Below are 25,187 nucleotides of genomic sequence, written 5' to 3'. Positions count from 1 at the left end.
TGTTACTTTATGGGTAAATCAAAATTTCTCCGGGCGAAGGCCAAATCTCTTTTAGGCATTTCGGTAAAGTATGGGTGCTCTTTGGTGAAGATCTCACCACTGATACCGACATTATTCTGAAAATATCCTGGCATCTGTTCATCCACTATAACCATAAGGCGTTCAACCTTTGCTTTACTGGTGGATCTGGTGCTCTTACTTTCCTGAATCAACGTACACCGGCAGCGCCAATGGTTAGTCGGCGATTTGGTCCGCCAAACCGGATGATTAACCGGCAAACACAAACCGTTCAATGCTCTACAGATATCCGATGTAACTTCATCCATCACAGCAGAATACCGCAACTTTGGATAGATGTCCACATCTGCTTCAATTTGTTTCCAACGCTTAGCATTCTGCGCTTGCGCCATAATCGTTTCATGTTCAGATTCGGCCCATACCTGGTGCTTCTCATAAATCGGAAGCGCCTTTTCAGCATACTCTTTGTATGTCTTTGTACCTCGTCTCGCCGCTTGTAATTCCCTGGTGAGCTGATAGGTTTTAGCCCCGGAAAACGCCTGAACATTAACAGATAGCTCACCATAAAACTCCTTCTGGCCTGCTTTGCTGCCGAATCCCTGGCTAAGCGTTTTAGTAAAATCCTTTACCGTTGACCGGTAATACTTAATAGGGAGATTTCGGGTGTTGATATCACCAGAATACACACCTTTAAGCATCTTATTTACCGCTGCCGGAGTCATTTACCGTATAACTTTTTTACTTTATTCTGAATGTTCTTCACGCTTTTTACTACTTCCTTTTCATCTTCTTCGGGGATTTCTTCACCTTCGGGGTCAACTTCCTCCACTTCTTCAGTTTCAATACCGGTACGTTCCTGGAAATAGTCAGCTGACATTTTCAACCCGCCATTCTTCATAGTTTGGGCGATCTGAGCAGTAACCAGGTTACTTTTATCCTGCCGTTCCCGGAAAGCTTCTTCTTCCTGATCGTTCTTATACCGGAATTTGTAATCCTCCGGAATATTCATCAATCCCAGGTTGCGCAGTTTCGGGAAAAGTTGTTTATTGATCACCGGAAGCATAAAACGGGCGTCTTTCACCTGCTTATCCCGTAACGCTTGTGCAACCGGACTGTTATCATCACCTTGACCGGCGCCCAGTTTACCTGGCGTACTGTCCATAGCATCGGCATGACCCAGTATGATTTTGGATACTTTAGCCTCACAGCGTTTCTCCAAATTATCGTAACCCTGATAGCCGGTACCGCCCAGTTTCGTTTCCAAAAATTCTATTTCGTCCATTGGATCGATGATAGCGTAGCCGGCGGATCCCATGCTCTGGATAGCCCGTTCAAGTTCTGCCCGTTCTGTTTCAGTGGTCTTTGTGGTCTTACCAACACGGTAAGGCATTGCATACAGTTCTACGAAATCACCGTTAAAGCCGAGGGTGTTGCGCAGGAAGATTTCGTATAAAGCGATCTGGTACAGAAGACCATATCCGCTGGGGCTAACTCCTGAATCGCTTTGAGTGTTTACGAAAACGTGCCAGTCGCTTTGCGGTTCTTCACGCCAATCTTTACCGGATGTGGCGTAAATAAAGCTGCCTACCTGGTGACGATCTGGGGATATGAACCAACGTGGCACCATAGAAACATCCTGTATCTGATTGCCGACAATATCACCCAATGAAATAAGACTGTATCCAAAGAATTTCGCATCCAGTGCGTATTCCTGAAAATCGTAAAACCAAGACTGTTCCTCCAGCTCCTGAGTAAGTACAGCACTTTCCACGCCTTTGCTGTCACATATCTTAAAATCCCGCAGTAGGGTTAAATCCTTCCGGCGCTCCATGAGTGAGAACACATGACCGTTGAGGATCGTATCAATGAAGATGCGCTGCATCTTTACCCGAAATGGGTAGTAGGCTTTCTCCGCTTCCCGGATAGCTTCCCGCCACATGCTTACATCAGTACGCAGACGTTGCAGCTGTACCGGACTGATGTAGTTAGCCAGGTTCTGCGTAACCCCCTGCTTCGTGTTATTAAAGTTGGAAGCACTGCCGGGAAGCGACTGCGTGTTGAAACCGAAGTTCTTAACCTTATGTATGCGACTGCGTTTACTCATTTATTTTTCGGTATTAACCGTTTTAAGTATTTAAATAAAGCTGCGGCATTGTTCATTACCGTTTCAATAATCTGTTTACCCAATTCATCCACCGCAGCATTCAAGGCTAAACGTTTTGACATATGGGCTCGGTAATCATCCGCACTGCTACATAGGCGCTTTATACCTTCTAAGTCATTCCTTTGAACTAATCGAGCAATTAAGTAGTCAGTTTCAGATAGAGGTATACCGGTTGCTGTGGACACGTCTGTTGAGATCTTATTAATCGCAGTTAACTGTTCTTCAGACAAGCCCATAAATGGTAGAATACCCCGGTAGGCCGGATCACCCCCTGGTTTACTGTCTCCGCAAAGAGCTTTTAGCGCTTCAATATCCTTAACTGGCATACTCAATAACTGTTTATGTTTTTAATTGGTCCGCCCCATCTCACACGGCCGCCCTGTCTGGGTTGCTTCATCGGCACTACTGGTGTAACCTCCCCCTTTGCACATTTCTTCAACCAGTCGATAGCATCGTCATATCGTTTAACCCGCAGCTCCGGAATATTCCGGGGAGCGATCCGGCTATGCACATGATACAGCGCTATGTCAACCATGTAGGTAACAAGCTGCTGACTACGTGTATCACCGGCAGCCCAATACTGTGATACGGCGAGCTGGCCGGCCGGAACAGAATACGGAACACCGACACCCCAATATTGGGCGCCGTTGTTCACGTTATCTGGGTATACATTGAGGAATGGTAAATTCTCATAATCTCTGAATTGCAGTGCCGCTTCCTGGCTCATTGGTTGAGTGGCGATCAGGTTAGTGTAAACCCGGTTCTGATAAAACACCTTATCCCCGACTACATACTGCTGGTATAAACTGAATGGTGGGAATGGGTACACTGCATAATACATAGCACCGGTGTTGCCCAACTCGTGCCAGCTTGCCGGATTAAACGTGCCGGTTGTTGCAGCAATACACTGATAAGCTTTGCCGTTGTTCGTTACACAGTCGCCAATGTTGTAGTTGGTAGCTGGTGCGTATACCGGATAATCCAAAACAACACGGGCGCCGGCTTTATAATTCACCGATATCGGATTATAGGATAGTACGTTCTGTAACTCAGTTGATAGGTCGTATTTCTGAACCAGGTAACTGGACGCTTCCTCAATAGCAGTACTTACTGCACTATCGAGGATAGACGGATCTGAGCTGATCACCTGATTAAGGTTTTCAACCTGGATCTGCTTTTTAAAGTCTGCGTTAGTTAAGTAGTTCATTAATAACTGTTTTTGCTTGTATTCTTACCAGTGGTAACTTTCGTTTCAACACCGCCTTTCTGGTACCTAGTAAATTCTCCGGCGAAGGCGTAGCAGAAGAAGTAGTCATTTGCATCTGAAGTATGGCCGTACTTTTCATACGGTACCCCGGTTTGCGGGTGCTTCTCTTTGGTTTTTGCTTTCGTTCCGTCTGCTGCCTCTTTCAGGTACATATAGTCTGAAATAGTCTTTGTACAGTTGTTACCTATTGTGAATAACAGACCATCGTACCTGAAAGCGAAAACAGTGTTTATAAAATTGCCGCGCATCACAACCGGAGGCGCAGCGGTTAATACTCGTTGTGTCGGTCGATACCTGGCCAGGGTGCGCAGGATGATAACATAATCATTCTGCCCTTTTTCGGACCTGGTATCCTCTTTCTTACCATTCGGATCACCGTAGATGAATAAGCCGGCAGAATGGGCCGGAAAACGCCGTATGAACTCCCTGCACACATTCTCTGTACGGTTGTTCGGTGTTTCGAGACATATTTCATCAATTTGCCTGGCATGTTTACCGTCTATCTGCCAGATACAACAGGTCATGTACGGATTCACGTTAAAGTCAAACGTGATATGTAGCGCCTGCTCCGGCCGGTAAATCGTATCCGCCGTATCCCTGGCTCGGTCAAAGAGCTTGTAAAAGTTGCCACCTGTCTGTTTTCGTGTCCATAATCCTTTCGCATAAACCGAATACAGATAAGGGTTTGTCGTTTTGTACCCCTCAATCTGGGCTTTCACCTGGTCAGGTAACCACCGGTTATCCTGGTAAACAGAGTGATGAACAGTAACAGAGTATTCGATCTGCCGGTGTTCCACTTCAATGGTCGTGGTGGTTCTGAACGATAGTTCGTCGTGATCTTTGAAAAACCGTTTCCAAAACCAGTTCTCGGTAAAGTCGCCCTCTATCTCCGGGTTGATACTGAAGAATTCCTGAAGGCAATCCGCCCGATCCGACCGTATAGTGAGCGAGATAGTTGCGAAATCTTCTTCATCCGGAATATCTTCTTCATACCACACACACGTCGGATCCTTTATCGATTTAAGGCTGGCCGGATCATCACCGCCGCGGGCAATAAACCGGTTACCGTTCCTACAGATGATCGCCAAAGGGCTTGTCCTGAATACAAAGAGCTGCTGTAATCCGAGTGTTATAATCGTCTGCTTAATGTTCTCATAGCTACTTTCCTGTATGGTGTTGTACTTTTTGCGGTACAGTATGCACTTAAAGTATTTATGAGTTAAGCATTGAAAAACAAGTATTTTAGCAATGAAATCCGATTTGGAAGAACCACGGCTACCGTAAAGGATTATAAACCGGTCAACGCACTTTACTAAACCGACGAACTTCTCATTGATGATCCTTCGCCACTTTGGCCATACTACCTTTATCATTCGTCATCATCTTCACTGGTTTCCACCACGATGGTTGTTTGTTCGATTTCCTTCTTATCCACCAGGCCCAAATCACGGGAGATCAGATTTTGTTGGAAGATGCCAACCGCAGCACCTTCAAACTTCTGATTGTAAATCATATCCTCTATGCATGTAAGCACCTCCAAAAAATCCACGGCTTCTTTATCACCTTTATCGCTTTTAGCCGTGCAAGTTTTTCGGAATTCGTTCCACCATCCCCGCGAGGCCCTTGCATAAAGACAAAACCCCGCAACGGTATACGCGCGGGGCAATTCTCTTATAACCCGTTTGCCGGCACCGCCGACATAATCTTCTTTAAGTATTGGTGTTGTATCGCAGTAGTGAAAATATTCAGTGGCTGTATCCAATAGCAGTACAGGCGAGGCAAATATCTTGTCGCGACCATGTTTTGACCTTAACTTCCAAAGTTGATTATTCTGTTGAAACTTCTTTCTTGCCACTGGACTTCCGATTTTCTACATGAATAGAATGCGTGTAGCCCTTCGGATGCATGGTTTTACGGGGAGAGAGTATAAGGTTAACCCAGCCGTTCTTTGATGGCAAAGCCTGTAGCTGTTGGATGAACTCATCCAAACTGATGCCCAGTAAGATTTCGCCTTTTGACTGTTTTACGTTTATACCTGTAATCATGTTTGCCGTGGTATTACACTGGCTTAAATCGGAAATAAGAATCGGAAGCCGTTACAAATTTATCAAAATATATTCGATTTCACCAAATTTAATTTCAGCTGTAATCCTTTGCTGTAAAGGATTTTGTGATGTTTAATTGTTGTATTTATGTTGTACAATTGTTGTTTACCACAACCGTCTTCATGCCGTTTACCAGACGCTTTTTAATTTCTTGAATTGCCCTTTGAGAATCCTCTCTGTTGCAAAGGCATATTTCCTGTACACCACTCATGGGTAGTGCGAAATTCTCATGTCTAAAGTCCAGACTTATGGGTTTCGCATAAAAGGCTGTTAGGTATTCGTTTATCTGGTCCACCGCCGGTAAACCTATTTCGATGATTCGATCTGTGCGCCCTTCGCGAAGTAAAGCAGCGTCCAGGTGATCCAAATGGTTTGTGGTGATGCAGGTAATCAGCCCATGCCTGTAAAAAACTCCATCAATGCAATTAAGGAGGCACGAAAAAGTAACACGGTGCTCGCTGTTTTCCCTGCGCTTAAATGCTGCGTCGATGTCTTCCAGAACCAATACACTGTTTTGAGGTATGCCGCTGAATAGTTGCTGAAGTGCATTATCGTTTTTTATGGAACTGATGTTCAGGGAATAGAGATTTCGCCCTGTAAACATCGCAATTGCTTTTGCTAAACTGGTTTTACCGGTTCCGGGAGGGCCGTGAAATAGAAAAGTTCGTTTGTATGGTATTCCCAAATTGTCGTACCATGCTTGCGACACCTTGAATTGTTCCAAATCGGCTTTCAGAACGTGTCTAATCTCCGGATCGATAATCACTTTATCCAAATCCTTCACTACCATGCTCCCATTCATCCGCCACTCGCCGTAATCAAGCCCGGAATATATTCGCACAGCATTGTCCTGCATAGCTGCCCAATATTCTTTTACGATATCCTGCAGAAGCTGTTCAACAGTAGCCCGACAGTTAAAACCAGATATTGTGTAGGTATAACCCATCAAGCTGCTAAATGTCTGTGCATGTCCGAGTTCTATAGCCGATTTTGATATGATTAATATTTTACCTTTAATTTTGATAACAAAGTGGTTGGGAGCTTGCCGATAGGTTACCGGAGGTGGTGTTTTAACATCATGTGTACCTGGATAAGTACACATGAAGGAAATATAAGCCTGTACATCTCTGTACTGACGTACGTAGTTCTTAGCCAGCCATTTTTCGAAAATGTCATACAGGTCATCGTATTGGAAGATAGTCACCTTGTACATAACTTTCATTGCGATTTTCCGCTGACAGAAAGTCAATAACTGCTTAGGCAAATCTTTTGCTGTATAAAGAAAACTGCCGAATACGGCCATCAGTGCCGTTGTACTTAACACTGGGTTTTGCAATACTTCTTTAAGTTGGAATACCAGATCCATGTTTATGCGGTTTTTAGTTGAGGTAAATATTTGTTGATACGTGCTTTAATCGCCAGCATTAAAGCATCTTGATTTGCATTCTTGCCATTGAGAGAAGCTACCATGTCTTCGTGAATTGTGCCTTTCACGATAAACCGGGTATTGATTACCGATTTGGTTTGGCCCTGCCGGTCCAGACGTTTAAGCGCCTGCAGATACAGCTCCAAACTCCATAGAGGACCAAACCAGGTAGAATGGTGTCCACCGGATTGCAGGTTCAACCCGTGGCCGGCACTGGCCGGATGAAGTAAAAACACCTCAATCTTACCGGCGTTCCAGTCTTCAATGTCCTGTTGGTTTCTCAGTTCCCGGAAGTTGTAACCCTTCAGTTTACGTTTAATCCGGTCCAAATCTGATTTATACCAGTAGAATAACAACATTGGCTGACCATTGACAGCTTCCAAAGTCTCTTCCAGAGCTTCCAACATCGCTGTATGAACTTCGTGATACGGACCTTTGCTTCCCTCTTCACCGTATACAGCGCCGTTGGCGAACTGCCAGAGTTTACCGGATAACGCTGCGGCGTTTACTGCAGAGATGTTTTCCACATCCTCCATAGCTAGTACCTGTTTCCGTTCAAAATCCTGGTACTGTTTCAACACATTTGGCGGCAGAACAATTTCGATATCCCGGTCAATACGTGGCGGAAGCTCCAGGTAATCTTCAGCTTTCATGCTGATACAGATATCGCCGATCTTCTCGTAAATCTCTTCCTTGTAAATATCATCACCCAGTAAGCCGGTATCATCCTTCTTTTCCTTGTACTCATACACCACATGGCCGTTCCGCTTTCCGGGGTTCAGGTATTTATCCCGGTAGCCGGTAATGGTTTTGCCCAGGCGCTCGCCCTGATCAAGCAGGTATATCTGCGGCCAGAGATTTACTAGGTCACCGGGGGTACCGGTAAGACCTACTACCCGGTTAATACGTGGCCGAATTGTCCGGAGAGCCTTAAACCGCGCTGATTTTGAATCTTTGAAACTGGACAGTTCATCTATCACCAGCATATCAAACGGGAAGGACCCGCCCAGGTGAGAGATAAGCCAAACCACATTTTCCCTGTTGATGATGTAGATGTCGGCTTTCTGCAGGAGCGCTTTTTTACGTTGAGTTTCCGTTCCGAGGATTTTAGCCAGTTTCAGATGTCGCAGGTGATCCCACTTTTCAATTTCAGCACTCCAGGTATGTTCCGCCACATGCTTTGGCGCTATCACCAGTACTTTGCTGATCTCAAAGCTGTCGTATATCAGCAGGTCAATGGCAGTCAAGGTGCTTACTGTTTTACCCAGCCCCATATCAAGGAATAAACCGGCAGCGGGGTTATCGATGATATGCTTTGATGAAAAACCCTGATAGTTATGTGGTTTGTAAATCATTTTCCAGTTCGTTTAAAAATTCGTTGAGCTTTTCTACAGTATCGATCACGGTAACAATGAAACCTAAAGACCGTAACCAGGGAATGACTATTTTCTGTCGGGGCTTCAGTGGTTTACCAGTAGATTTGATCTCTGCAAACCTGATCCTGCCCCCTGGTAGTAGTATCATCCGGTCCGGCATTCCTGTGAAGCTGATGCACCAGAACTTAAACGCTTTGCCTTTCAGCTTTTTCACTTTGTCGGTTAGTTTCCTTTCCAGGTATTTTTCACTTTCGGTGTTTGTCATTGATTCAAGTTTTAATTAGGTGACTACACGAAAACACGGACTACACGAAATTCTTACGCGGGCCAGAATGTGCGTTTAGAGCGTTGCGGGTATATATTTTATCTCTAATTATCATTTTTATGCTTTTAGTACTTTTCGTGTAGTCGGTGTAGTCATTTAGATGTAATTAATCGCTGTCGCACTATTAGCCGACTACACTATTATTTTTTCGTGTAGTCGTTCGTGTAGTCCGTGTTGACGTCTGTACACCTGCCCCCGTTTTTCGTGTAGTCGTTTCCAACACGTTTGTACCCCCTTTGTGTACCATAATTACCGAATCGTAAAGGACTTTTGGAGTTATCCGCCCATCCTGGCATTGTCCGCATAATATCATGCAGTTCTTTAGTGTTAAACTTGTTCAGATCTTTATGCTGCCCGTTCAGAACTTCACACCATATCTCCGCTATGCAGACCTTCGTCCGTGGTTTTGCGCCTATCGGAAGGGTGATATCATCGCCGGCGATAAACGCCCTGCGTTCGTAGATATTCATATCATCCCAGTTATCCGGCAGTAACATATCGAGGTACCTGGCGATCATACCGGTACGCTCGTCCACCTCACTGTGGCCCTCCTGTACCTGTGCGGCCAATGCTTCCAGTTCAGGGGTCAGGTAAAGCGGTTCCCCGGCTTTATACAGTTCCACAGCTTCAGCCCAAATCTGAGCCCGTTCGTACCTCCCGGCTTCTGTGTCTTTGGCCATATCTATGAATACGTCTTTGGTAGGAGGTTGCATGTGTACCGGTATAGGCCAGAACCGGCGGTTACCGGATGAATCCCGGAGGAAATCCGGTTTATTGGTGGATGCAAAGAATACACACTGCCGTGGGAAATCTTCCATACGCCGGCCGTAAGCCACCCGGTACCGGTCTACTCGCTTTGTGATAAAGTGCTTGATCGTTTCTACATCGGCTTTTTTCAGCCCCGCGAGTTCGCCCATTTCCACCAGCCAGACACCCTGCAGCTGTTCATAGGCTTCTTTACCTTGAATAGTAGAGAAGCTGTCAGAGAACCAATCACCACCCAGGGCGTCGATCAGGCTACTTTTCTTCTTACCCTGTTCGCCAACCATCACAACAACGTAGTCGAATTTGCAACCGGGCCGGAAGATTCGGGTAACAGCGGCGGTTAAACTCTTCCGGGTGAACGCCCTGGTGAGTTCCGTATCTTCGGCGCCCAGGTAATCAATAAACACCGTTTCCAATCTGGGGATACCATCCCAGGTAAGACTGTTCAGATAATCCTGCACCGGGTGGAAAGCATTGTTGCGCATGCTGATATCCATAGCGTCTTTGACCTTCTGCGCCGAGTGGATGGTGTATGTTTTCTCCAGATAATGCCGGATGCTGGCGTCGTCGGCATCGGTCAGATTTCTGGTTTCTTTGGTAACATGGCGCCACGGCAGATGTTTTAGGGCTACTTCCCGTTTATCGAAATTGTTATACGCCAACCGGTTTTTAAGATTCGGATCTTTGGCAAGGATGGTGACAACGTTATCAATGGTACCCAGTAGATTGCCTTTCCGGTCGTATTCCAGATCTTCCAGCCAGTTATTGTTTTCCAGTTCCTCGGCCGGTTCATCCAGCGGGATACCGTCGAATTCATGTTTTGCATCCTGGAGCCGTTCTGTACCGAGCAACCGCCGCACGGTTACATCTTTACTAGCTAAATCCACCATTGCTGTATACGACGGTAACCGGTTCGGCGCTGTACCCTCTTTGGCATCTTCGTCCTGTAGGCCATATAGATGCAGGCGTACCAGGTCAAAGGCGTTACACAGCTTTCCGCTGGTTGGATCTGTGCCGTGGTGGCTATAGGCGTATTTATCCTCGTAGGTGACCAGGCCGGCAGACGTACTGCCGTGAACATACGTATACCGGTCCTCGATATCACATACTTCGTAAACCTCACTGAGGTATTTCTCTATCACCTGGCTGATAGTGTATGTCCGGCAGAAGGCGCCGATTAAACCCGGCTTTTCCAGTGGATCGCCTTGTTTCTTTATATCCCGCTGCACACTGTCTTTATCCCGGCTTCCCATCGGCCATTCGCTGCTATCCCACCAGTTACGGTATGAGCTGAGTACCTCATCAGCGGATAACCACGGACCATCCTGGTATTGGAACTCAAACACACCGTCTTTACTGGTTGATGGCCAGTACATCAGTCTACTGGGTTGGTACCCGGTATGGTCGAACATCTCAATATCCAGATTACCGGCTATACGGCGGCCTATGGCGATGTATTCATCCGGTGCAACCTCTCTATCCAGCGGGATGATCAGACGTAAACGTGGGGCTTCTGGAGTGTGTTTATGCGTAGAATACATCGCAGCGGCACAGTCGTATAGCATCGTGAAGTCCTCCCACACTGACTGACTGGCGAAGTCCAGATCCAGAGTAACCAACTGCCGGTGCAGGACGCTGCCTTTCAACCGGCGACCGCCGTTCAGGTATCCGCCTACGAAGCCGCCGATATCCTTTATCTCATCCTGGCGCTCACGTTTGGCGGCCATGTACGTTTTGTGCGTCTCAGCGGTATGGTGGGTAACACTGATCTTATTGAGGAACTCCGACCATTGTATCTGTCTGTTCTTCCAGTTCTTTGCATCCCGGTGGCCGCCGAGGGCTATATCGAATGTACCGTTGTGGTGTATCTGTATCATCTTATCCGACGTTTATTCGGTCGTAAACAATAAATTCTGTTGATCCGGTGAACCCTTTACTGAGATTTAAAACGCAGGTCTGAATACGGGCATACTGGAACGTTTTTCGCGGCAACGCGGTGATTGATTTAAGACCATAATCTTTGAGGAAACGTAGTCTTACATCCGAATCACTGATGGTAAACCAGGGCATAAGTGCAATGACTGTATCGCTCATCTCCATACATTCAGTAAGAATTTTATAACCTAACCGCATACCATGCTTGCTGTAATCCTCTTTAGCGTTATCCAGAACCGCGTATTTCGCAGCGAATGGCGGGTTCATTACCACACAATCGTAACGCTGCGGTATATGCAAAAAAAAAGTCCTCCGGTGCAGTGATATTATATGCTGTATCTCCCAATAAGTTGTACCACTCTAAAGCGCTCACTATATTTCCTAATCCCGGTGTTGGTTCCAGTATTGTTTTCACGCCAGCAGGCACAAGAGAGGCCATATAATCGGCTATGTTTGCCGGCGTTTGGAAATCCAGTCCTTTTTGTAGATTGTTCATTTTACCATTCTTAAAGGTGAAGGCTGTTGCAGAGCGATGCGCTCGTCTTCCAGAACCATTTTACAAGCTTCGGTGTATACCTCGCAAATCCTTTCAACTGAGGTACCTAATGCGGCGGCTACCTGCCTGGGTGTCTGGTGATCTACTTCCACCATATCCCACACCATCTGCATACTGTCGCGTTTGAACTTATACATGAGGATATCATTTAAGATCAAGTAGGAAATCTGATATTTCCTTTTCTAGTTTTGTGTAAATGATCGGGCGTACTTTCTTGAGGAGTGTTACTGCCTTCTTCAGCTGTACTTCTCTATTAGCTGCATGAACATACCCCATATCAAAACAGAACACCGCCACTGTAGTACACCCTTTAGTCGGATCAATTCCATAGGTTTCCCTAATAGCTTCAACACAAATTTTTTCCATTTCTTCGCGGGATGGTTTACTCATAAAATCGGATTATAGTGTTTACATAATTCAATCACTGCCTGACACTGTTCTACGCCGAACATACCGATATGCGTATACCGTGGATCAATGCCCATAGCACCGGATAGCCATTTATAAATTTCTGTGCGGGCAATGTATTTCGGCGTTCCGGCGGCTTCTTGTGCTTTCCAAATTGGATCGAAGGCATCGTGTGCCATGCGTTTCCATAACCGGAGTTCAGCGTTTGCCAACCTGCCGAGTGCCCGGGTACTACTTTTATGGGTGCCAACCCAGGCATCACAGTTGAAGCAGACATACACCATGCCGTAGCTACGGACTTTATACACCCGGATACTATCCACGTATTTCGTCGGGCACCCACAGTACGGGCACATGTTGCCAGACATGATGGCGTCGCGGTTAGCGTCTGTTATCTGTATTTCCGGCATGAGTTCTATATTTTTCACTGCATGCAATTGCGCAGAGAAGCGCCACCGCATAAACAGTTAAGTAGAAAGAAATGAGTAGCTGGGCCATGTATAGGCTATTTATATGGCTTTACGAATTGGGATACTATCTGATCAATTGATTTACCGTTAATATTAGCTTGAACGATAACATGATCACGGATAACATCAAAGTTCAGTTTAGACTGATTGTTAGACTTTTCTGAAACGGTAATACTACCATCTGTATAGATACGATAGAGTGAGTCTTTGTAACTTGATCAGCAATAGTGCATTGCGTCTCTTGTATTTTGGACTCTACATCTTTCTTTTGTTTGATCAGTCGAAGTAGTTTTTTATAATTCGCTGATTTTTTTATGTCAGCAGTAACCTTTACGGCAGTTTCGTTTGCTGATTTATTCGCTTCAGCAATAATCTGTCGGGCTATTGCGCCCGCGGTAGTTGCGTTAATTACGTTTTTCATGTTTAATCTTTTTTGTAGTAAAGAGTTTCGTAGCTTTCTGCCTTCAGATGCAGACCGGGCGCCCAGCTGATAGGCTCACCCATTATCCGGTTTACTTCTTCGGTGCTTCCCCAACCATCTGGTACTTCCAGCACTACTTCATCATGCACATGCATAACAATGCGATATCCCGCGGCATTCAGGCGCAACATAGCGTCGGCCAGCACGTCGCGGGCAACAGCCTGTACGATGTTTTCCACCAATTTTCCGCCGTAGGTATCTGTGCGTACCCATTGGCCTTTCTCCAGGTTCATGTACGAGAGTGATTCACCGCCGAATTTATTGGGGCGAAGGAGCGGTTCGTAATAAGCCAGACGCCGGCCACTGGGTAACTGTATAAAGAAAATACCTCTCTCAAGAAACATGTAGGTACCAAAGGACAACTGTATACGTTGGCCTGTGTTCATGGCCCTTACCGCAGCATCATTTACGTCATACCAGTATTTCACAATGGCGGGATTGGCATTACGCCACATTTTCACCAGCTTCGGCAATTCTTCCTCAAGGAGGCCCATTAACAAAGCCCCCATAGTGATCAGTGCATTAGGGCCGCCCTGATATCCTAAAGCGAGTTCTGATACTTTCCCTTTCTGGCGCAGGTCTGAGCCTTTGGTAATACTTTCAATCGGAACTTTGAACATCTGTGCAGCTGATGCTTCGTAGATTTTACCATGAGTATTGAAGACATCGAGTCTCCATTTTTCTCCGGCGAGCCAGGCAATCACTCGCGCTTCAATAGCGGAGAAGTCCGCTGGCAGGAGACGATGCCCGCGTTTTGCAACAAAAGCCGTGCGTATAAGCTGCGAGAGTGTGTCAGGAACATTACCGAAAAGCAATTCCATCCAATCCAGATCACCGGCTAGAACCGTGTTACGAGCGAGATCCAGATCTGCCATTTCATTACGAGGCAGGTTTTGCACCTGAACCAATCTGCCGGCCCAGCGTCCGGTACGGTTGGCTCCATAATACTGCAGCAATCCACGAACCCGGTGATCAGCGCAAACTGCATCATTCATGGTGATGTATTTGCTAACGGAGGTTTTTCCCATTTCCTGCCGGATTTCTAGGATGCGTTTAACACTTCCTGCATCGGATACGGAATCCGCTGATTCCATAAGTCCGGGAATCGTTTTCTTTGTAAGGCTGGTAACCTCTTCCCCTATAGCATTACCGAGCCACTGTTTCAGCTGAGCTCCACTGTTTGGGTTATTCAGTTCAGTGATCTCCACCGCTTCGGCGGTCAGTTTTTCCCGGTAGGCCGAATCAAATTTGATAGCATTCTCGACCAGTTCACAATCAATCATGACGCCACCATCGTTTATAAGCTGATCCAGATCCCATACCCTTTTTTCCTTCAGGTGCATAGGGAAACTGGAAATATTACGACGAATTGCTTGTTCTACATCCACATCTTTAGCGCAATACCCAACAAAAGCGCTCCACTTTTCCGGATCGTGCTCCGGTAGGTTGCGTGTACGTCCTCCGTTAGTTTTCGTGGCTTTGCACGGAGTGCAGAAATATTTAATAAGCGCTTTACCTACCGCATCTTTTTCAACAGGAAGTTTCAGTGCTTTTGAGGCGCCATCTAATGAAAGCGGCAACCCTAGCTGCGCAACACGGGCCATTGTACACTCCCATTGTTGTGGCGGTAACTCTAGCAGAAAGTGTTGGGCGATACAGACACGCTCAAAGGCCGCATTATGCGCAGTTTTAAGCACATCCGGATCAGTTAATGCTTTCATGATATAGTCCGGTATTTGTTCTCCGGAAGCCAGATCAATTACAGCTGCTGGAGCGCCATTAATGGAATAACCGAAAAGTAGTATTTCGAAATCGGATGCCTCTACATACCGGTATATGCCCGTATCAGAAAGGTTTGCAGAGCTATATGTTTCAATATCAATTCCGAGTTTATCCATTTTTAACGGCGTTTTGCGGCTGACGCTTCCTTACGGAGCACATCCAGGTTACGTTGTATGTACTGCATGACGCCGCGGTGGTCGCAACCATTTTCATACAGCCATAGGAGATATACCGCCGGCACATTGGCCAGCGTCTTTTTGTTTTTATATTTGCCGAACGGCATCATAGTTGAATCGGTAACGGTATTCGTTTCCATATAAGTGCAGTTTTGCAGGTGAGAAAGAAGAGGGCCGTAGCCCTCCGTTTAATTCAGGAAATCGTCGTCATCGTTGAATTCCACTTCAACGTCGGCAAAATCAGATTCGGCAGTGCTGCGGCTACCCAGTGGCTCGCCGTCTTTAACCTTCCAGATGTGATTAAGTCCTGCGGCGATGCCTTTGTTACCATTTTTGTTGAATGGGTAAAAATTAATGCTTACATAGGCATAGCACCCACTGTATACATCATCCTGTTTAGTTACCGGAGTTCTGCCAGGCCCCGACACGATACCAGGTTGATTCCGTGCAGATGCATTGATGAACATTGCGCCGCGATACGCTTCATCCTCTGACCTGTCAATATCACCATCACGCAAAGCGATTTTAAAGTTTGCCGTTGGTATTTTGCCGCCGAAGGTTCCGGTTTTACCCTGTTCTTTGGCTGCGTTGATGGCTTTTTCACAATCCGCGATAATTTGCTTCTGTGATTTCGGGATGATGAGAGAGGCGGAATACTTCTTCTCTTGCCCTTCTTCAAGTGCTGTAGGCTCCCAGATGTGCAAAAAGCTGAGACGTACAGGTCCTATCACCACTTTAGTGGCTTGCTGTGGATTACTCATAAATTCTATGTTTTTAGATGTTAGATTTCAATACCTGTGAAGTCAGCTACAGCTGCTTCCGCGCTGTTCAGCGCAGGTCTTTTGTCTGATTCAGGTACCAGCGCAGGCGCGCCAGTGGGTTTAATAATAAATTCGTTCAGAAGTGTTGCAAAGGTCTTTTTGCCGATCTTGCTTTCCATATCCGTAATGCCTATAAGCGTCTGCGGTTTAAATATGACATCTTCGCCAAACCCGTTTTGTTTCAGCACTTCAGTGATTTTTTCTTCGTCGCTATACTTCCTGTTGCTGCGACCTTCAACCAGCTTATAGCCCGGCCATTTAGCTCCATTATGCACCGCAGAATAAAGGGCGTGATCTTCAACAGCTTTAAGCCATTTTTCAAAGACATCTGCTTTGCTTAAGATGTCGGCCACTTCTTCGGGTGTGAGCATTGGTGCCGGCTTAAATTCATGTTTGGCCATTTGCATATTCTGCTCAGCGAATGCCCGGCACATGCCTTTTGCTTTACAGAAGGTGCAGTGTTTACCAGGTACGTACTCCCCCTCTCCTGCAAAAGCCAATTTCGCGCGCGGAATCAACGTTTCTGCGCCCCAGGCTTTCAACTCAGCGACAGAGATTTCCCAGCTGCTGAAGTTCTCCAGCCGCGGCTGGTAAATGGTCATTTCAACCTGGGTGATTTCAAAGAGATAATCAAAATGCGCCAGACCGCCGAGGGCATAAAGCATCATCTGTTTATTCTCCTTCGCTTCTACGAAATGGCCTTTGCCATACTTCAGATCGATAAACCGCATGGTTCCGTCACTGATGATAAAGGCATCACCGGTGCCAAACCCCTCCGGTACATGTTCTGTAAGGTCGATTCGCTGTTCCAGGAATATCTGTGCGTCACTGTTGACCGCTAAAGCCTCGGAGTACTTCTCCATAACGAATGTGGCATAGTCGTCGGCATGTTCCATCATCGCATTGGTGTAAAGGCGGTTGGATTGAATTGTTTCCAGCGCCTTTATCTCATCCAGTGCGCCAATGATATTTAACTTCTTTCGTAGAAGCAGCTCTCCCAGACTATGCGCGAGTGTACCTTCAAGTGCCGCTTCACTGGTCTTATCCGGAAAGTTTTTCTCCTGGCGGGCGGACGGTGTACAATTAAGCCACCGTTCCGCACTTGATGGAGATAGTGTAGCGTGTGCCATACTACAGGGCGTTTACTTTTGCAAGGAAATCCGCACGATTAGCCGGCAGTAACGCTGATACAGAAGCCACGCCAAATTCATTAAGCAGCGCTTTGATCTGCACTTTGTGCGTATCCTTCTTTTCGTTGACAGCAAGGCGAACCTGTTCAACAGTTACTTTAACATCGGATGTGCTTTCCTCAGCTGTTTCGATAACTGCCTGCGTAGGGACTTCGATTTTCTGAGTGACAGTTGGATCCGCAGTTTTCTTTATCGCAGGTGAAGCGATAGCACCCGCGGCGCCCGCGAGGCCAATGGCGCCCTGAATCAATGACAGGATCTCAGGGGCGAGTGTGTGAGTTACTGTGATATTCATATATTAAGGACCGGTAAACCACCGGCAGGGCTTTTAAACAGTTGCAGAAATACCAGCCAGTTGGGCAATGGCTTTAATGTAGTTACCATATTCATCGATTCGTTCCTGAGTGTATCCGTAGTCACGGCCAACGGATTCAAAGTTCTCCACCCACCATTTAACATCATGTCGCTGGCAGCCGATCTGAATGGTATCTTTCCACCAGGTTACAGTATGTGCGGTACCAGTAATGAAAATGGACTTAATCAGGATCTCTTTTTCCTCGATCTGGGCCGCGTAGCCGATCCGGGCCGCGTCACCGATCTGGGCCTCGTCACCGATCTGGGCCGCGTAGCCGATCTGGGCCTCGTCACCGATCTGGGCCTCGTCACCGATCTGGGCCGCGTAGCCGATCTGGGCCTCGTCACCGATCCGGGCCGCGTCACCGATCTGGGCCTCGTCACCGATCCGGGCCTCGTTGCCGATCCGGGCCGCGTAGCCGATCCGGGCCGCGTAGCCGATCTGGGCCGCGTAGCCGATCCGGGCCGCGTAGCCGATCTGGGCCGCGTTGCCGATCTGGGCCTCGTCACCGATCCGGGCCGCGTTGCCGATCCGGGCCTCGTTGCCGATCCGGGCCGCGTCACCGATCTGGGCCTCGTCACCGATCCGGGCCGCGTAGCCGATCTGGGCCGCGTTGCCGATCCGGGCCTCGTCACCGATCTGGGCCGCGTCACCGATCCGGGCCGCGTAGCCGATCCGGGCCGCGTAGCCGATCTGGGCGGAAGGGCTAATAACGATGTTGCGTTTTTGCAACTCATCTGTGTTGCTCAGCAGGAAAGGTTTCCAGCCTTCGCCAGATACATAGAGGTAAATTGTTGTGGAGTTTTCCATACCTTTGTAATAGTTTTACGTTTTTACATAATTGGTCAGTGTTTGCCGCACTGGCCTTTTCTTTTAGATGATGGTGTAGAGAACATGCAGCGCCCAGGCCAGAGCAGTGACGATGCCGGCTCTAAATAACCACCCGATGTCTTTTGTATTTTGATTCATGATTAATAAATTGCGAGGTTTAAAAATTACCAGCGGTAAAAACCGCCGGTGTCTGTCCTATATCCCTATACCTATGAAATTCTTTTACGGTAGGTGAAAGCGCGCCATTCGTTACGAACGAAATCGCGGGCAAACCAAACTGCTATAAAGCAACCTACCAATACGGCGAAACGGCCGTAGTCCAGAACGAGTTGAGTAGCTATTGTTGCCATTTTTCTGATAAGTTTATTGGTGAAACATTTAGGATGAAGAGCATCAAACAAAACCAGGATAATCATCATCGTTATTATCTGTGAAATCATCGTGACCAGTTTTAAGTATACAGTAATGCCAAAAGAGTAAGGCCGCAGCCACTCCTATGCAGATAGCAGTTGTCATGAGTGAGCAGGTTTAGGATTTTTTATCATTTCCAGATATTTTCTCTTTATAGCAATCTCCCGTCCCAGCTTACTGGTAGGTATCATGTGGTCTTTTATGCGACGCACGACAGTCTGCTTGCTGCAATTCCAATTACCGGCTATTGATGCGATTGTGATTTCTTCGTTGGGGTTCTCCTTAACTTTAGTAAATGCAGCCACAGCTTCTTCTGCCGCCTGCTTTGCGCAGTCTTTCAACATCGCTTTAAATTCTAAGATCGGTAAGGATATGAGCTGTACTGCTTCCATGTTATAAGGAGTTGACTTTGTTTTGAATATTTGCTTTCTCTTTTTCCGCCTCTTCCAACACAGCTTCTATAACCTCGTATTGAGATGATTCGTTATTCAGAGTAGCGTAGAAAGTGTTGCGTTTTACGCCTGCCCGCTGACACATTTCACGAACGTTTACACCTTCAAGGCGGCTTAATATTTCCTGTTTCTTTTCTGGCGTAATCATGTATTACAGATTTTGCGTAGATATACCTATTGTCAATTTGATAACGTGATGTACATTTGTTGTACAATTGTTGAATACAATATTACAGATATTTCTGGGAAATCACAAAATTTTTGTGAATATAATTTTAAACATGCCGAAAATTCTCCCTCATACGGAAAGATTTATTTTGATTTTCAATAAGTTGAAGAACGAAAAAAAATTACCCTCCAATGAGATTTTAGCCCAAAAAATTGGACTTAATTCTGGTAATTCGATTACAGAAATTAAAAATAGGCGTCAGAACATCGGAATGGATGTATTACAGAAATTCTGTGACTTATACGGTAAGGATAACGGCTTTACTATGGATGCTTTTACTGGAAACTCCCCGTTTTCTCCTGATGACCACCTCAACTGGGAAAGAGCGGTTATCAAGGTTTTGACTCATGAACTGGCAAAAGTTCAGTCGAAACTTTACAATCGTCCAGTTGAGGACTGTTTGGAAGAGATTGATAAAAACACCACTTTGACTTTAGCAGATCTAAGACGGTCTGACAAGTGATAGGATCAATTTCGGTTTTCTTCTCTTGCATACTTCACGGTATTATTTTGAGGGTTAACTACTTGCCAGGTGCAGTTATGAACTGAAGTTATTTTTCCACTACGCAAACTATATACGTACAACTATGAAAAAACTACTCTTAGGAACAATTGTTCTTTTAGCATTCAATGCTGCCGTAATTATTACGCAAATGAGCTGTCGGAAAGAATCGATGGCACAGGCTGTACCTGATACGAGTGGGTTAACTCAGCAAAATACGATTTTGCTCTACTTGGCAAATCCGAACAGTAATGTTAAACATCGACTTATGCTTTTGGATTACACCGGAAAGCCAAAAGCTATGATAGCACCATTTGAGCCCCCGGTAGGTGAAACATATGTTGATGGCAGACTCTCTCCTGACGGAAAAATGATATTCTTCAGCACTTGTATTACTGGATTAAATGGCGCAATAAAGCTGTATTCAATGAAGGTAGATGGATCTGAAATGAAAGAGATATATAGCAATAAGAGTAGTGACAATACAAGCTCGCTAACATTAGAGGGAGCCTACTAGATCCATACCGTAAACTTAGAACCAGGAAAAAAATTCGGGAATACTAACCTTTAAAAAATGGATGCTCTGCTAACTCCTGGGCGTTTTCCTCTTTTTTTATCTTAATGTATTTCATGAATGCCGATTCAGTTTTATGGCCGGTTATCTTCATTATTTTTAATACCGGGATTCCGGCCATATAAGCGTTTGTAGCAAAGCTACGCCGCGCTGAGTGCGGGCTAACGAGATCATGTTTGGCGTAATACTCTCCTTTCCTTTCGCCTCCCAGAGTCATTGTGATAAGGTGCTGTTCGTTGAATTTGGCCTTTTTGCAGATCTCACAGATATGGTAATGAAAGTTGGTACTATTCAAAACCGGCATGTTACCAGCGTACTTCTCAAAAATCTCCCTGGCAATTGGATGAACCGGAATGATAACCTTCTCTCCATTTTTACTGGCGAGGAATTCAAAAACATTGCCCCGGATCTTGTAGTTATTAATTCTGCGCAGGTCTTTTGCCCGTAACCCGACCCAGCAGGCGAAAACAAATACATCTCTTGCCCGACCCGCAGCTACCCTTAATTTCAGCGCATATAGCGTCTTTATCTCGTCTTCAGAGAGAGCTACCCCATCAGCATCTTCCTGGCTGAATGCAAATTCTTCGGATTTGTGAAACAGATTTTTGTGCTTTCCTGCGCGATAGGTGATTGTGAGGAATCCCCGGAAATTATTCCCAATCGTCGCTATGCTGTTTTTTGAGTATTTGTTTTTAACAAACCAGACCATTAGAGCATTAAACCAAGTGGAATCAATATTATAGGTGAGTGGGGTTCCTGTGTCTTGGGAAAAAGCCTCTAAACATATTAAGCAATTTTCATAAGCTATTGCTGTTGATTCACTGAATGGGGTTTTGGTTTTGAATTTTAAGAGTGTCTTATCTCTCATGGTGGTGATAACCTTATTAAAGTCAGCAATGAACCCTCGTTTTGCGCCACGATCCCTTCCTATCGCAGTCAATACTACTCCCTCCAGTTCATCCTTTAGAATCTTAACCTGCATACGATTACTACTTTCTTCGTATTTAATGACCGCTTCTTTTATACGGTTCACGGTAAGCTGTTCTGATTCCTTCAACCTGGAGAAGTCCAAAACTTTTGAATCTTTATTTATCTTTATGCCCAGTGACACCCGGGCGCGACCATCGTCGCAGTATTTTGAGAAGTATAGATACTCTCCGGACCTAACAAACATTTGTGTCTAATTTTATGACTAAAATAGGGAATTATTGATAAATAAGCGGATAAATTTATAAACAGCAACACTTATAAAAACGGCCACAGTGGGCTACAGATAATATTTCTTCACGTTAGATAATACAATTTAAAACACATTTGTATTATGTTTGCAAAAAATAAAAAAAATGGATTTACAACAACAAATACTGGCTGCCTGGGCTGATCGCAGTCTCTTACAGGAGACACAGTACACAGATGCAGTTAAAGCGGTGATAGAAGCGGTAGACAAAGGACATCTGAGAGTTGCGGCGCCAACAGAAAACGGCTGGCAGGTGAATGAGTGGGTAAAGCAGGCAATTTTACTGTACTTCTCCATTCAGCCAATGGAAACAATGGAAGTGCCTCCGTTTGAGTTTTATGATAAAATGAGATTGAAGTCGAACTATAAAGACCTGGGCGTAAGAGTAGTTCCGCATGCAGTGGCCCGTTATGGCGCATTCATTGCCAAGGGCTGTATCCTGATGCCTTCTTATGTTAACATCGGCGCTTATGTAGATGAAGGCACAATGGTGGATACCTGGGCAACAGTAGGCTCCTGCGCACAAATTGGTAAAAACGTGCACCTGAGCGGTGGCGTTGGCATCGGCGGTGTACTGGAACCATTACAGGCCAGCCCGGTAATCATTGAAGATGGTTGCTTTATCGGCTCCCGTTGTATTGTGGTAGAAGGCGTTGTTGTAGAAAAAGAAGCTGTACTGGGTGCAAACGTAGTACTGACCCAATCTACCAAGATCATTGATGTAAGCGGCAGCGAGCCGATAGAATACAAAGGCCGTGTACCAGCCCGCAGCGTGGTAATTCCGGGTACTTATACCAAGAAATTCCCTGCCGGCGAATACCAGGTATCATGCGCACTGATTATTGGTCAGCGCAAAGCCTCTACAGACCTGAAGACCAGCCTGAACGATACCCTGCGTGAGTTCAATGTAGCAGTATAAATATTTATATATTGATGGACGGCGCCTGTTTACGGGTGCCGTTTTTTATGCCTGGAAAAAAAATTTGGTTAGTTTAAAAAAGTGTTTACTTTTGCAATCCCTTTTACGGGGATATGCGATGCCCAGATGGCGAAATTGGTAGACGCACTGTGTTCAGGTCGCAGCGTTCGCAAGGATGTGCTGGTTCGAATCCAGTTCTGGGCACAAAAAATGCAAAATCCGCTCTAAGAGCGGATTTTGCATTTTCTATTATTTCTTCGTGTTTCTAAGTATTTCATATTCACTCTGAAATTGGTTCGATCAAATCCCTTGACAACCCACTGTCAAATCAAATTGGACTATTACAAATTAACGCCCTCTCAACAAGTTTCTAAAGTCTATGGACAATCACAAATAATACTTTAAAACTTTGAGGGAATTTACGCCGCTCGGATTAAAGCATTTCCTTAAACAACATTTCCCACGTCTTCCGATGCCCCCGCATTGTGCTGCAAAATGACCCTACGTAGCCGCTCCTCATGTTCGTCGCCCCAAAGACCAATGGATTGAATCAACGGAATGAGTGTTTTGCCAAATTCCGTAAGACTGTATTCTACCTTTGGAGGCAAAACCGGAAAAATCTTTTTAGTGACCAATTCATGATCTTCAAGTTCCTTCAGTTGCACATTCAACACCCGTCTGGTTACATCCGGAATTTTCCGCTGAAGTTCACTTGGCCGTAAGTTGCCTATATGGATGAACCAAAGAATACGGATCTTCCATTTTCCATACAATACTTCACCAACCAGGTCAAGTCCACAATTGAGCGTCGGAGTAGTTTTTTTAATGTACATAACTACAAATATACAATACACCCGATGAACGGTCAATACGGATAAATTTGCCCGTATCTGATTCGTAAGCCCGTAATTGTTTGCTTCCCGCATACTATCGAGATTTGCACTACAAACAAAAACACATGGAACAGCAATTCAACTACAGCAATGAATTATCCGGTAAGATAGCCTTAGTAACAGGTGGAACCAAGGGGGCTGGCAGAGCAATCGCAGAACGCTTAAAGGCCGCTGGTGCAACAGTAGTCATTACCGCGAGGAACAAACCCGAACAGTCAGATGCAGACCTTTATTTTGTTCCTGCTGACCTAAGCAAGGCAGAAGAGGCGCAAAAAGTAATCAGCGAAGTGCTGTCAACCTATGGCAGGCTGGATATCCTGGTAAACAACCTTGGTGGTTCATCAACACCCGCCGGTGGTTTTTCAGCACTGAATGATGAGGATTGGATATCAACCTTACAAGCAAATTTACTTGCTCCTGTCAGGCTTGACAGGGGATTTTTACCTCAAATGATCGATCGGGGAAGTGGTGTAATTATTCACATCGCTTCCATCCAGGGCAAATTGCCGCTATACGATTCTACCTTGCCGTACGCAGCTTCAAAAGCAGGATTAATCAATTACAGTAAAAGTTTATCAAATGAAGTTACGCCTAAAGGTGTCCGCGTGCTAACTGTTTCGCCGGGATGGATAAATACAACAGCATCGATAGCCTGGTTGGGCGAGATTGCAAGAAATGCAAATAGTACTGTAGAAGAAGCTCAGCAAAGTGTCATGGATGCATTGGGTGGAATACCTTACGGCAGACCCGCCGAACCGGAAGAAGTCGCAGAATTGGTCGGCTTTTTAGTTTCACCAAGAGCTAAATACTTAACAGGAACAAATTTCGTCATTGACGGAGGAACAATACCAACAATCTAAAAACTTAAATCACATCATCATGGAATTACCCAAAGTAGTAAGGCGTTTTATAGAGACACAAAACAATTATAATAGCAAGGCTTATACCGACTGCTTCACTGTAACGGCCGTTGTGCATGACGAAGGCAGAATCCATAATGGCAAGGAAGAAATTCGCCAATGGATCGAACATGCAAATGAGACTTATCAATCTTCAATGGAGCCTCTAAATTATGAGCAGTCCGGATCAAACGGAGTGCTGACATCGAAAGTGTCTGGCACTTTCCCAGGAAGTCCGATAGTATTAAAGTTCCATTTGGAATTTAGGAACGGACTCATAGAATCTTTAAAGGTCACCGGGTAAATTGACATATCATCAAGTTGCACTTATATAGATTACGGAAACCGCCGGTAAATACGGCGGTTTTCTAATATTAGAACCACGAAAACTAAGAGGGCTTTATCTAGGTAAAGAAAAAGTCTTCTTAATATATTAGTCTGATGAACATATATGGCCTACATTCCCAACTTTCAAGTTAACAGAATGTTAGAAAGCAAACATCTATTCAGACAATTGACGGCATAAAGCATGTAGAAACCAATTCAACTTGCTTAAAATCAACATCAATTGGTTCAAAAACGTTCCGCTACTGGGCACGGAGAGGCTTGTAAGTTTAAAC

The 25,187-nt window shown here is 45.5% G+C and carries 32 protein-coding genes and 1 tRNA gene; 6 read left to right on the top strand and 27 right to left on the bottom strand.

All coding sequences use genetic code 11. The features are described 5' to 3' along the window. Positions 1 to 2: 2 nt before the first annotated feature. From PV783_RS11575 to PV783_RS11455, 25 genes are all read right to left on the bottom strand, one after another. Positions 3 to 740: a phage minor head protein gene (locus PV783_RS11575; protein ID WP_420988080.1), complete on the bottom strand. Its 738-nt coding sequence runs from the start codon at positions 738 to 740 to the stop codon at positions 3 to 5. Beyond that, a complete protein-coding gene (locus tag PV783_RS11570; protein WP_420988079.1) occupies positions 737 to 2,122 on the bottom strand; it encodes a phage portal protein family protein in 1,386 nt (461 codons plus the stop codon). Before PV783_RS11570 ends, PV783_RS11575 begins: the two co-directional genes overlap by 4 nt. Continuing rightward, complete coding sequence (locus tag PV783_RS11565; protein WP_420988078.1) at positions 2,119 to 2,508, bottom strand: hypothetical protein; 390 nt, start codon at positions 2,506 to 2,508, stop codon at positions 2,119 to 2,121. Before PV783_RS11565 ends, PV783_RS11570 begins: the two co-directional genes overlap by 4 nt. Before the next feature lie 2 nt (positions 2,509 to 2,510). Then, positions 2,511 to 3,389 carry a phage protein Gp36 family protein gene (locus PV783_RS11560; RefSeq protein WP_420988077.1) on the bottom strand — a complete coding sequence of 293 codons (879 nt, stop codon included), beginning with the start codon at positions 3,387 to 3,389 and terminating at the stop codon, positions 2,511 to 2,513. Continuing rightward, positions 3,389 to 4,822 (bottom strand): PBSX family phage terminase large subunit, encoded by a 1,434-nt coding sequence (locus PV783_RS11555; RefSeq protein ID WP_420988076.1) that lies wholly within the window; start codon positions 4,820 to 4,822, stop codon positions 3,389 to 3,391. The genes PV783_RS11560 and PV783_RS11555 overlap by 1 nt, the downstream gene beginning before the upstream one ends. Further along, on the bottom strand, positions 4,819 to 5,304 hold the full coding sequence (locus PV783_RS11550) for a terminase small subunit (RefSeq protein ID WP_420988075.1): 486 nt from the start codon (positions 5,302 to 5,304) through the stop codon (positions 4,819 to 4,821). The genes PV783_RS11555 and PV783_RS11550 overlap by 4 nt, the downstream gene beginning before the upstream one ends. Continuing rightward, the gene (locus tag PV783_RS11545; RefSeq protein WP_420988074.1) at positions 5,276 to 5,494 is read right to left on the bottom strand and encodes a hypothetical protein; all 219 of its coding nucleotides are present in this window, start codon (positions 5,492 to 5,494) and stop codon (positions 5,276 to 5,278) included. Before PV783_RS11545 ends, PV783_RS11550 begins: the two co-directional genes overlap by 29 nt. 145 nt (positions 5,495 to 5,639) lie before the next feature. After that, entirely contained in the window at positions 5,640 to 6,920 is a 1,281-nt protein-coding gene (locus PV783_RS11540; RefSeq protein WP_420988073.1) for an AAA family ATPase, read from the bottom strand. Positions 6,921 to 6,922: 2 nt separating this feature from the next. After that, entirely contained in the window at positions 6,923 to 8,335 is a 1,413-nt protein-coding gene (locus PV783_RS11535) for an SNF2-related protein (protein ID WP_420988072.1), read from the bottom strand. After that, the gene (locus PV783_RS11530) at positions 8,316 to 8,621 is read right to left on the bottom strand and encodes a VRR-NUC domain-containing protein (RefSeq protein ID WP_420988071.1); all 306 of its coding nucleotides are present in this window, start codon (positions 8,619 to 8,621) and stop codon (positions 8,316 to 8,318) included. The genes PV783_RS11535 and PV783_RS11530 overlap by 20 nt, the downstream gene beginning before the upstream one ends. Positions 8,622 to 8,821: 200 nt before the next feature. Beyond that, on the bottom strand, positions 8,822 to 11,323 hold the full coding sequence (locus tag PV783_RS11525) for a VapE domain-containing protein (RefSeq protein ID WP_420988070.1): 2,502 nt from the start codon (positions 11,321 to 11,323) through the stop codon (positions 8,822 to 8,824). Between the two features lie 284 nt (positions 11,324 to 11,607). Beyond that, positions 11,608 to 11,877 (bottom strand): hypothetical protein, encoded by a 270-nt coding sequence (locus PV783_RS11520; RefSeq protein WP_420988069.1) that lies wholly within the window; start codon positions 11,875 to 11,877, stop codon positions 11,608 to 11,610. Continuing rightward, complete coding sequence (locus PV783_RS11515) at positions 11,874 to 12,074, bottom strand: hypothetical protein (RefSeq protein WP_420988068.1); 201 nt, start codon at positions 12,072 to 12,074, stop codon at positions 11,874 to 11,876. Before PV783_RS11515 ends, PV783_RS11520 begins: the two co-directional genes overlap by 4 nt. A 7-nt stretch (positions 12,075 to 12,081) precedes the next feature. Continuing rightward, positions 12,082 to 12,327, bottom strand: a complete 246-nt coding sequence (locus PV783_RS11510; RefSeq protein ID WP_420988067.1) for a hypothetical protein — start codon at positions 12,325 to 12,327, stop codon at positions 12,082 to 12,084. Then, positions 12,324 to 12,806 (bottom strand): zinc-finger-containing protein, encoded by a 483-nt coding sequence (locus tag PV783_RS11505; protein ID WP_420988066.1) that lies wholly within the window; start codon positions 12,804 to 12,806, stop codon positions 12,324 to 12,326. The genes PV783_RS11510 and PV783_RS11505 overlap by 4 nt, the downstream gene beginning before the upstream one ends. Positions 12,807 to 12,948: 142 nt before the next feature. After that, positions 12,949 to 13,236, bottom strand: a complete 288-nt coding sequence (locus PV783_RS11500; RefSeq protein ID WP_420988065.1) for a hypothetical protein — start codon at positions 13,234 to 13,236, stop codon at positions 12,949 to 12,951. A 2-nt stretch (positions 13,237 to 13,238) separates the two neighbouring features. Next, a complete protein-coding gene (locus tag PV783_RS11495) occupies positions 13,239 to 15,194 on the bottom strand; it encodes a DNA polymerase (RefSeq protein WP_420988064.1) in 1,956 nt (651 codons plus the stop codon). 2 nt (positions 15,195 to 15,196) lie between these two features. Further along, the gene (locus tag PV783_RS11490; protein WP_420988063.1) at positions 15,197 to 15,394 is read right to left on the bottom strand and encodes a putative quorum-sensing-regulated virulence factor; all 198 of its coding nucleotides are present in this window, start codon (positions 15,392 to 15,394) and stop codon (positions 15,197 to 15,199) included. Between the two features lie 48 nt (positions 15,395 to 15,442). Next, positions 15,443 to 16,015: a DUF2815 family protein gene (locus tag PV783_RS11485; protein ID WP_420988062.1), complete on the bottom strand. Its 573-nt coding sequence runs from the start codon at positions 16,013 to 16,015 to the stop codon at positions 15,443 to 15,445. Positions 16,016 to 16,035: 20 nt separating this feature from the next. Further along, a complete protein-coding gene (locus PV783_RS11480; RefSeq protein WP_420988061.1) occupies positions 16,036 to 17,205 on the bottom strand; it encodes a DUF2800 domain-containing protein in 1,170 nt (389 codons plus the stop codon). Between the two features lies 1 nt (position 17,206). Continuing rightward, positions 17,207 to 17,560 (bottom strand): hypothetical protein, encoded by a 354-nt coding sequence (locus PV783_RS11475; protein ID WP_420988060.1) that lies wholly within the window; start codon positions 17,558 to 17,560, stop codon positions 17,207 to 17,209. 33 nt (positions 17,561 to 17,593) lie between these two features. Further along, the gene (locus tag PV783_RS11470; protein ID WP_420988059.1) at positions 17,594 to 18,430 is read right to left on the bottom strand and encodes a hypothetical protein; all 837 of its coding nucleotides are present in this window, start codon (positions 18,428 to 18,430) and stop codon (positions 17,594 to 17,596) included. 230 nt (positions 18,431 to 18,660) lie between these two features. Further along, positions 18,661 to 18,801 carry a hypothetical protein gene (locus PV783_RS11465; RefSeq protein ID WP_420988058.1) on the bottom strand — a complete coding sequence of 47 codons (141 nt, stop codon included), beginning with the start codon at positions 18,799 to 18,801 and terminating at the stop codon, positions 18,661 to 18,663. Between the two features lie 162 nt (positions 18,802 to 18,963). After that, a complete protein-coding gene (locus PV783_RS11460; protein ID WP_420988057.1) occupies positions 18,964 to 19,254 on the bottom strand; it encodes a hypothetical protein in 291 nt (96 codons plus the stop codon). Between the two features lies 1 nt (position 19,255). Further along, the gene (locus PV783_RS11455) at positions 19,256 to 19,462 is read right to left on the bottom strand and encodes a hypothetical protein (protein ID WP_420988056.1); all 207 of its coding nucleotides are present in this window, start codon (positions 19,460 to 19,462) and stop codon (positions 19,256 to 19,258) included. Between the two features lie 133 nt (positions 19,463 to 19,595). Between PV783_RS11455 and PV783_RS11450 the strand changes: the two genes are divergently transcribed. Then, the gene (locus tag PV783_RS11450; protein WP_420988055.1) at positions 19,596 to 20,006 is read left to right on the top strand and encodes a hypothetical protein; all 411 of its coding nucleotides are present in this window, start codon (positions 19,596 to 19,598) and stop codon (positions 20,004 to 20,006) included. Between the two features lie 124 nt (positions 20,007 to 20,130). After that, a complete protein-coding gene (locus PV783_RS11445) occupies positions 20,131 to 20,562 on the top strand; it encodes a hypothetical protein (RefSeq protein ID WP_420988054.1) in 432 nt (143 codons plus the stop codon). Positions 20,563 to 20,605: 43 nt separating this feature from the next. Here the strand turns inward: PV783_RS11445 and PV783_RS11440 are convergent, their stop codons facing one another. Beyond that, positions 20,606 to 21,793 carry a tyrosine-type recombinase/integrase gene (locus PV783_RS11440; protein ID WP_420988053.1) on the bottom strand — a complete coding sequence of 396 codons (1,188 nt, stop codon included), beginning with the start codon at positions 21,791 to 21,793 and terminating at the stop codon, positions 20,606 to 20,608. A 169-nt stretch (positions 21,794 to 21,962) separates the two neighbouring features. Here PV783_RS11440 and PV783_RS11435 point away from each other — a divergent pair, with 169 nt between their 5' ends. Then, positions 21,963 to 22,775, top strand: coding sequence for a 2,3,4,5-tetrahydropyridine-2,6-dicarboxylate N-succinyltransferase (locus PV783_RS11435; protein WP_079468602.1), 813 nt, complete (start codon positions 21,963 to 21,965; stop codon positions 22,773 to 22,775). A gap of 120 nt (positions 22,776 to 22,895) precedes the next feature. Continuing rightward, positions 22,896 to 22,979, top strand: a tRNA-Leu gene (locus tag PV783_RS11430). Between the two features lie 242 nt (positions 22,980 to 23,221). Here the strand turns inward: PV783_RS11430 and PV783_RS11425 are convergent. Next, positions 23,222 to 23,701 (bottom strand): winged helix-turn-helix transcriptional regulator, encoded by a 480-nt coding sequence (locus PV783_RS11425; RefSeq protein WP_420988052.1) that lies wholly within the window; start codon positions 23,699 to 23,701, stop codon positions 23,222 to 23,224. 32 nt (positions 23,702 to 23,733) lie between these two features. Between PV783_RS11425 and PV783_RS11420 the strand changes: the two genes are divergently transcribed. Next, positions 23,734 to 24,528, top strand: a complete 795-nt coding sequence (locus PV783_RS11420) for an SDR family oxidoreductase (RefSeq protein WP_420988051.1) — start codon at positions 23,734 to 23,736, stop codon at positions 24,526 to 24,528. A gap of 19 nt (positions 24,529 to 24,547) precedes the next feature. Beyond that, positions 24,548 to 24,871: a nuclear transport factor 2 family protein gene (locus PV783_RS11415; RefSeq protein ID WP_420988050.1), complete on the top strand. Its 324-nt coding sequence runs from the start codon at positions 24,548 to 24,550 to the stop codon at positions 24,869 to 24,871. The last annotated feature ends 316 nt before the right edge of the window (positions 24,872 to 25,187 follow it).

Origin of the sequence: Chitinophaga sp. CC14, from assembly GCF_048957795.1 — a bacterium.
In the GTDB taxonomy this organism is placed as follows: Bacteria; Bacteroidota; Bacteroidia; order Chitinophagales; family Chitinophagaceae; genus Chitinophaga; species Chitinophaga ginsengisegetis.
Note: the sequence above shows the minus strand (reverse complement) of the source record. Positions and strands in the feature narration are given on the sequence as shown.

Bases quoted from the DNA above. Each gene is read 5' to 3' on its own strand.
- PV783_RS11575 (WP_420988080.1), bottom strand. From the start codon at position 740: ATGACTCCGGCAGCGGTAAATAAGATGCTTAAAGGTGTGTATTCTGGT.
- PV783_RS11570 (WP_420988079.1), bottom strand. From the start codon at position 2,122: ATGAGTAAACGCAGTCGCATACATAAGGTTAAGAACTTCGGTTTCAAC.
- PV783_RS11565 (WP_420988078.1), bottom strand. From the start codon at position 2,508: ATGCCAGTTAAGGATATTGAAGCGCTAAAAGCTCTTTGCGGAGACAGT.
- PV783_RS11560 (WP_420988077.1), bottom strand. From the start codon at position 3,389: ATGAACTACTTAACTAACGCAGACTTTAAAAAGCAGATCCAGGTTGAA.
- PV783_RS11555 (WP_420988076.1), bottom strand. From the start codon at position 4,822: ATGATAAAGGTAGTATGGCCAAAGTGGCGAAGGATCATCAATGAGAAG.
- PV783_RS11545 (WP_420988074.1), bottom strand. From the start codon at position 5,494: ATGATTACAGGTATAAACGTAAAACAGTCAAAAGGCGAAATCTTACTG.
- PV783_RS11540 (WP_420988073.1), bottom strand. From the start codon at position 6,920: ATGGATCTGGTATTCCAACTTAAAGAAGTATTGCAAAACCCAGTGTTA.
- PV783_RS11535 (WP_420988072.1), bottom strand. From the start codon at position 8,335: ATGATTTACAAACCACATAACTATCAGGGTTTTTCATCAAAGCATATC.
- PV783_RS11530 (WP_420988071.1), bottom strand. From the start codon at position 8,621: ATGACAAACACCGAAAGTGAAAAATACCTGGAAAGGAAACTAACCGAC.
- PV783_RS11525 (WP_420988070.1), bottom strand. From the start codon at position 11,323: ATGATACAGATACACCACAACGGTACATTCGATATAGCCCTCGGCGGC.
- PV783_RS11520 (WP_420988069.1), bottom strand. From the start codon at position 11,877: ATGAACAATCTACAAAAAGGACTGGATTTCCAAACGCCGGCAAACATA.
- PV783_RS11515 (WP_420988068.1), bottom strand. From the start codon at position 12,074: ATGTATAAGTTCAAACGCGACAGTATGCAGATGGTGTGGGATATGGTG.
- PV783_RS11510 (WP_420988067.1), bottom strand. From the start codon at position 12,327: ATGAGTAAACCATCCCGCGAAGAAATGGAAAAAATTTGTGTTGAAGCT.
- PV783_RS11505 (WP_420988066.1), bottom strand. From the start codon at position 12,806: ATGCGGTGGCGCTTCTCTGCGCAATTGCATGCAGTGAAAAATATAGAA.
- PV783_RS11500 (WP_420988065.1), bottom strand. From the start codon at position 13,236: ATGAAAAACGTAATTAACGCAACTACCGCGGGCGCAATAGCCCGACAG.
- PV783_RS11495 (WP_420988064.1), bottom strand. From the start codon at position 15,194: ATGGATAAACTCGGAATTGATATTGAAACATATAGCTCTGCAAACCTT.
- PV783_RS11490 (WP_420988063.1), bottom strand. From the start codon at position 15,394: ATGGAAACGAATACCGTTACCGATTCAACTATGATGCCGTTCGGCAAA.
- PV783_RS11485 (WP_420988062.1), bottom strand. From the start codon at position 16,015: ATGAGTAATCCACAGCAAGCCACTAAAGTGGTGATAGGACCTGTACGT.
- PV783_RS11480 (WP_420988061.1), bottom strand. From the start codon at position 17,205: ATGGCACACGCTACACTATCTCCATCAAGTGCGGAACGGTGGCTTAAT.
- PV783_RS11475 (WP_420988060.1), bottom strand. From the start codon at position 17,560: ATGAATATCACAGTAACTCACACACTCGCCCCTGAGATCCTGTCATTG.
- PV783_RS11470 (WP_420988059.1), bottom strand. From the start codon at position 18,430: ATGGAAAACTCCACAACAATTTACCTCTATGTATCTGGCGAAGGCTGG.
- PV783_RS11465 (WP_420988058.1), bottom strand. From the start codon at position 18,801: ATGGCAACAATAGCTACTCAACTCGTTCTGGACTACGGCCGTTTCGCC.
- PV783_RS11460 (WP_420988057.1), bottom strand. From the start codon at position 19,254: ATGGAAGCAGTACAGCTCATATCCTTACCGATCTTAGAATTTAAAGCG.
- PV783_RS11455 (WP_420988056.1), bottom strand. From the start codon at position 19,462: ATGATTACGCCAGAAAAGAAACAGGAAATATTAAGCCGCCTTGAAGGT.
- PV783_RS11450 (WP_420988055.1), top strand. From the start codon at position 19,596: ATGCCGAAAATTCTCCCTCATACGGAAAGATTTATTTTGATTTTCAAT.
- PV783_RS11445 (WP_420988054.1), top strand. From the start codon at position 20,131: ATGAAAAAACTACTCTTAGGAACAATTGTTCTTTTAGCATTCAATGCT.
- PV783_RS11440 (WP_420988053.1), bottom strand. From the start codon at position 21,793: ATGTTTGTTAGGTCCGGAGAGTATCTATACTTCTCAAAATACTGCGAC.
- PV783_RS11435 (WP_079468602.1), top strand. From the start codon at position 21,963: ATGGATTTACAACAACAAATACTGGCTGCCTGGGCTGATCGCAGTCTC.
- PV783_RS11425 (WP_420988052.1), bottom strand. From the start codon at position 23,701: ATGCGGGAAGCAAACAATTACGGGCTTACGAATCAGATACGGGCAAAT.
- PV783_RS11420 (WP_420988051.1), top strand. From the start codon at position 23,734: ATGGAACAGCAATTCAACTACAGCAATGAATTATCCGGTAAGATAGCC.
- PV783_RS11415 (WP_420988050.1), top strand. From the start codon at position 24,548: ATGGAATTACCCAAAGTAGTAAGGCGTTTTATAGAGACACAAAACAAT.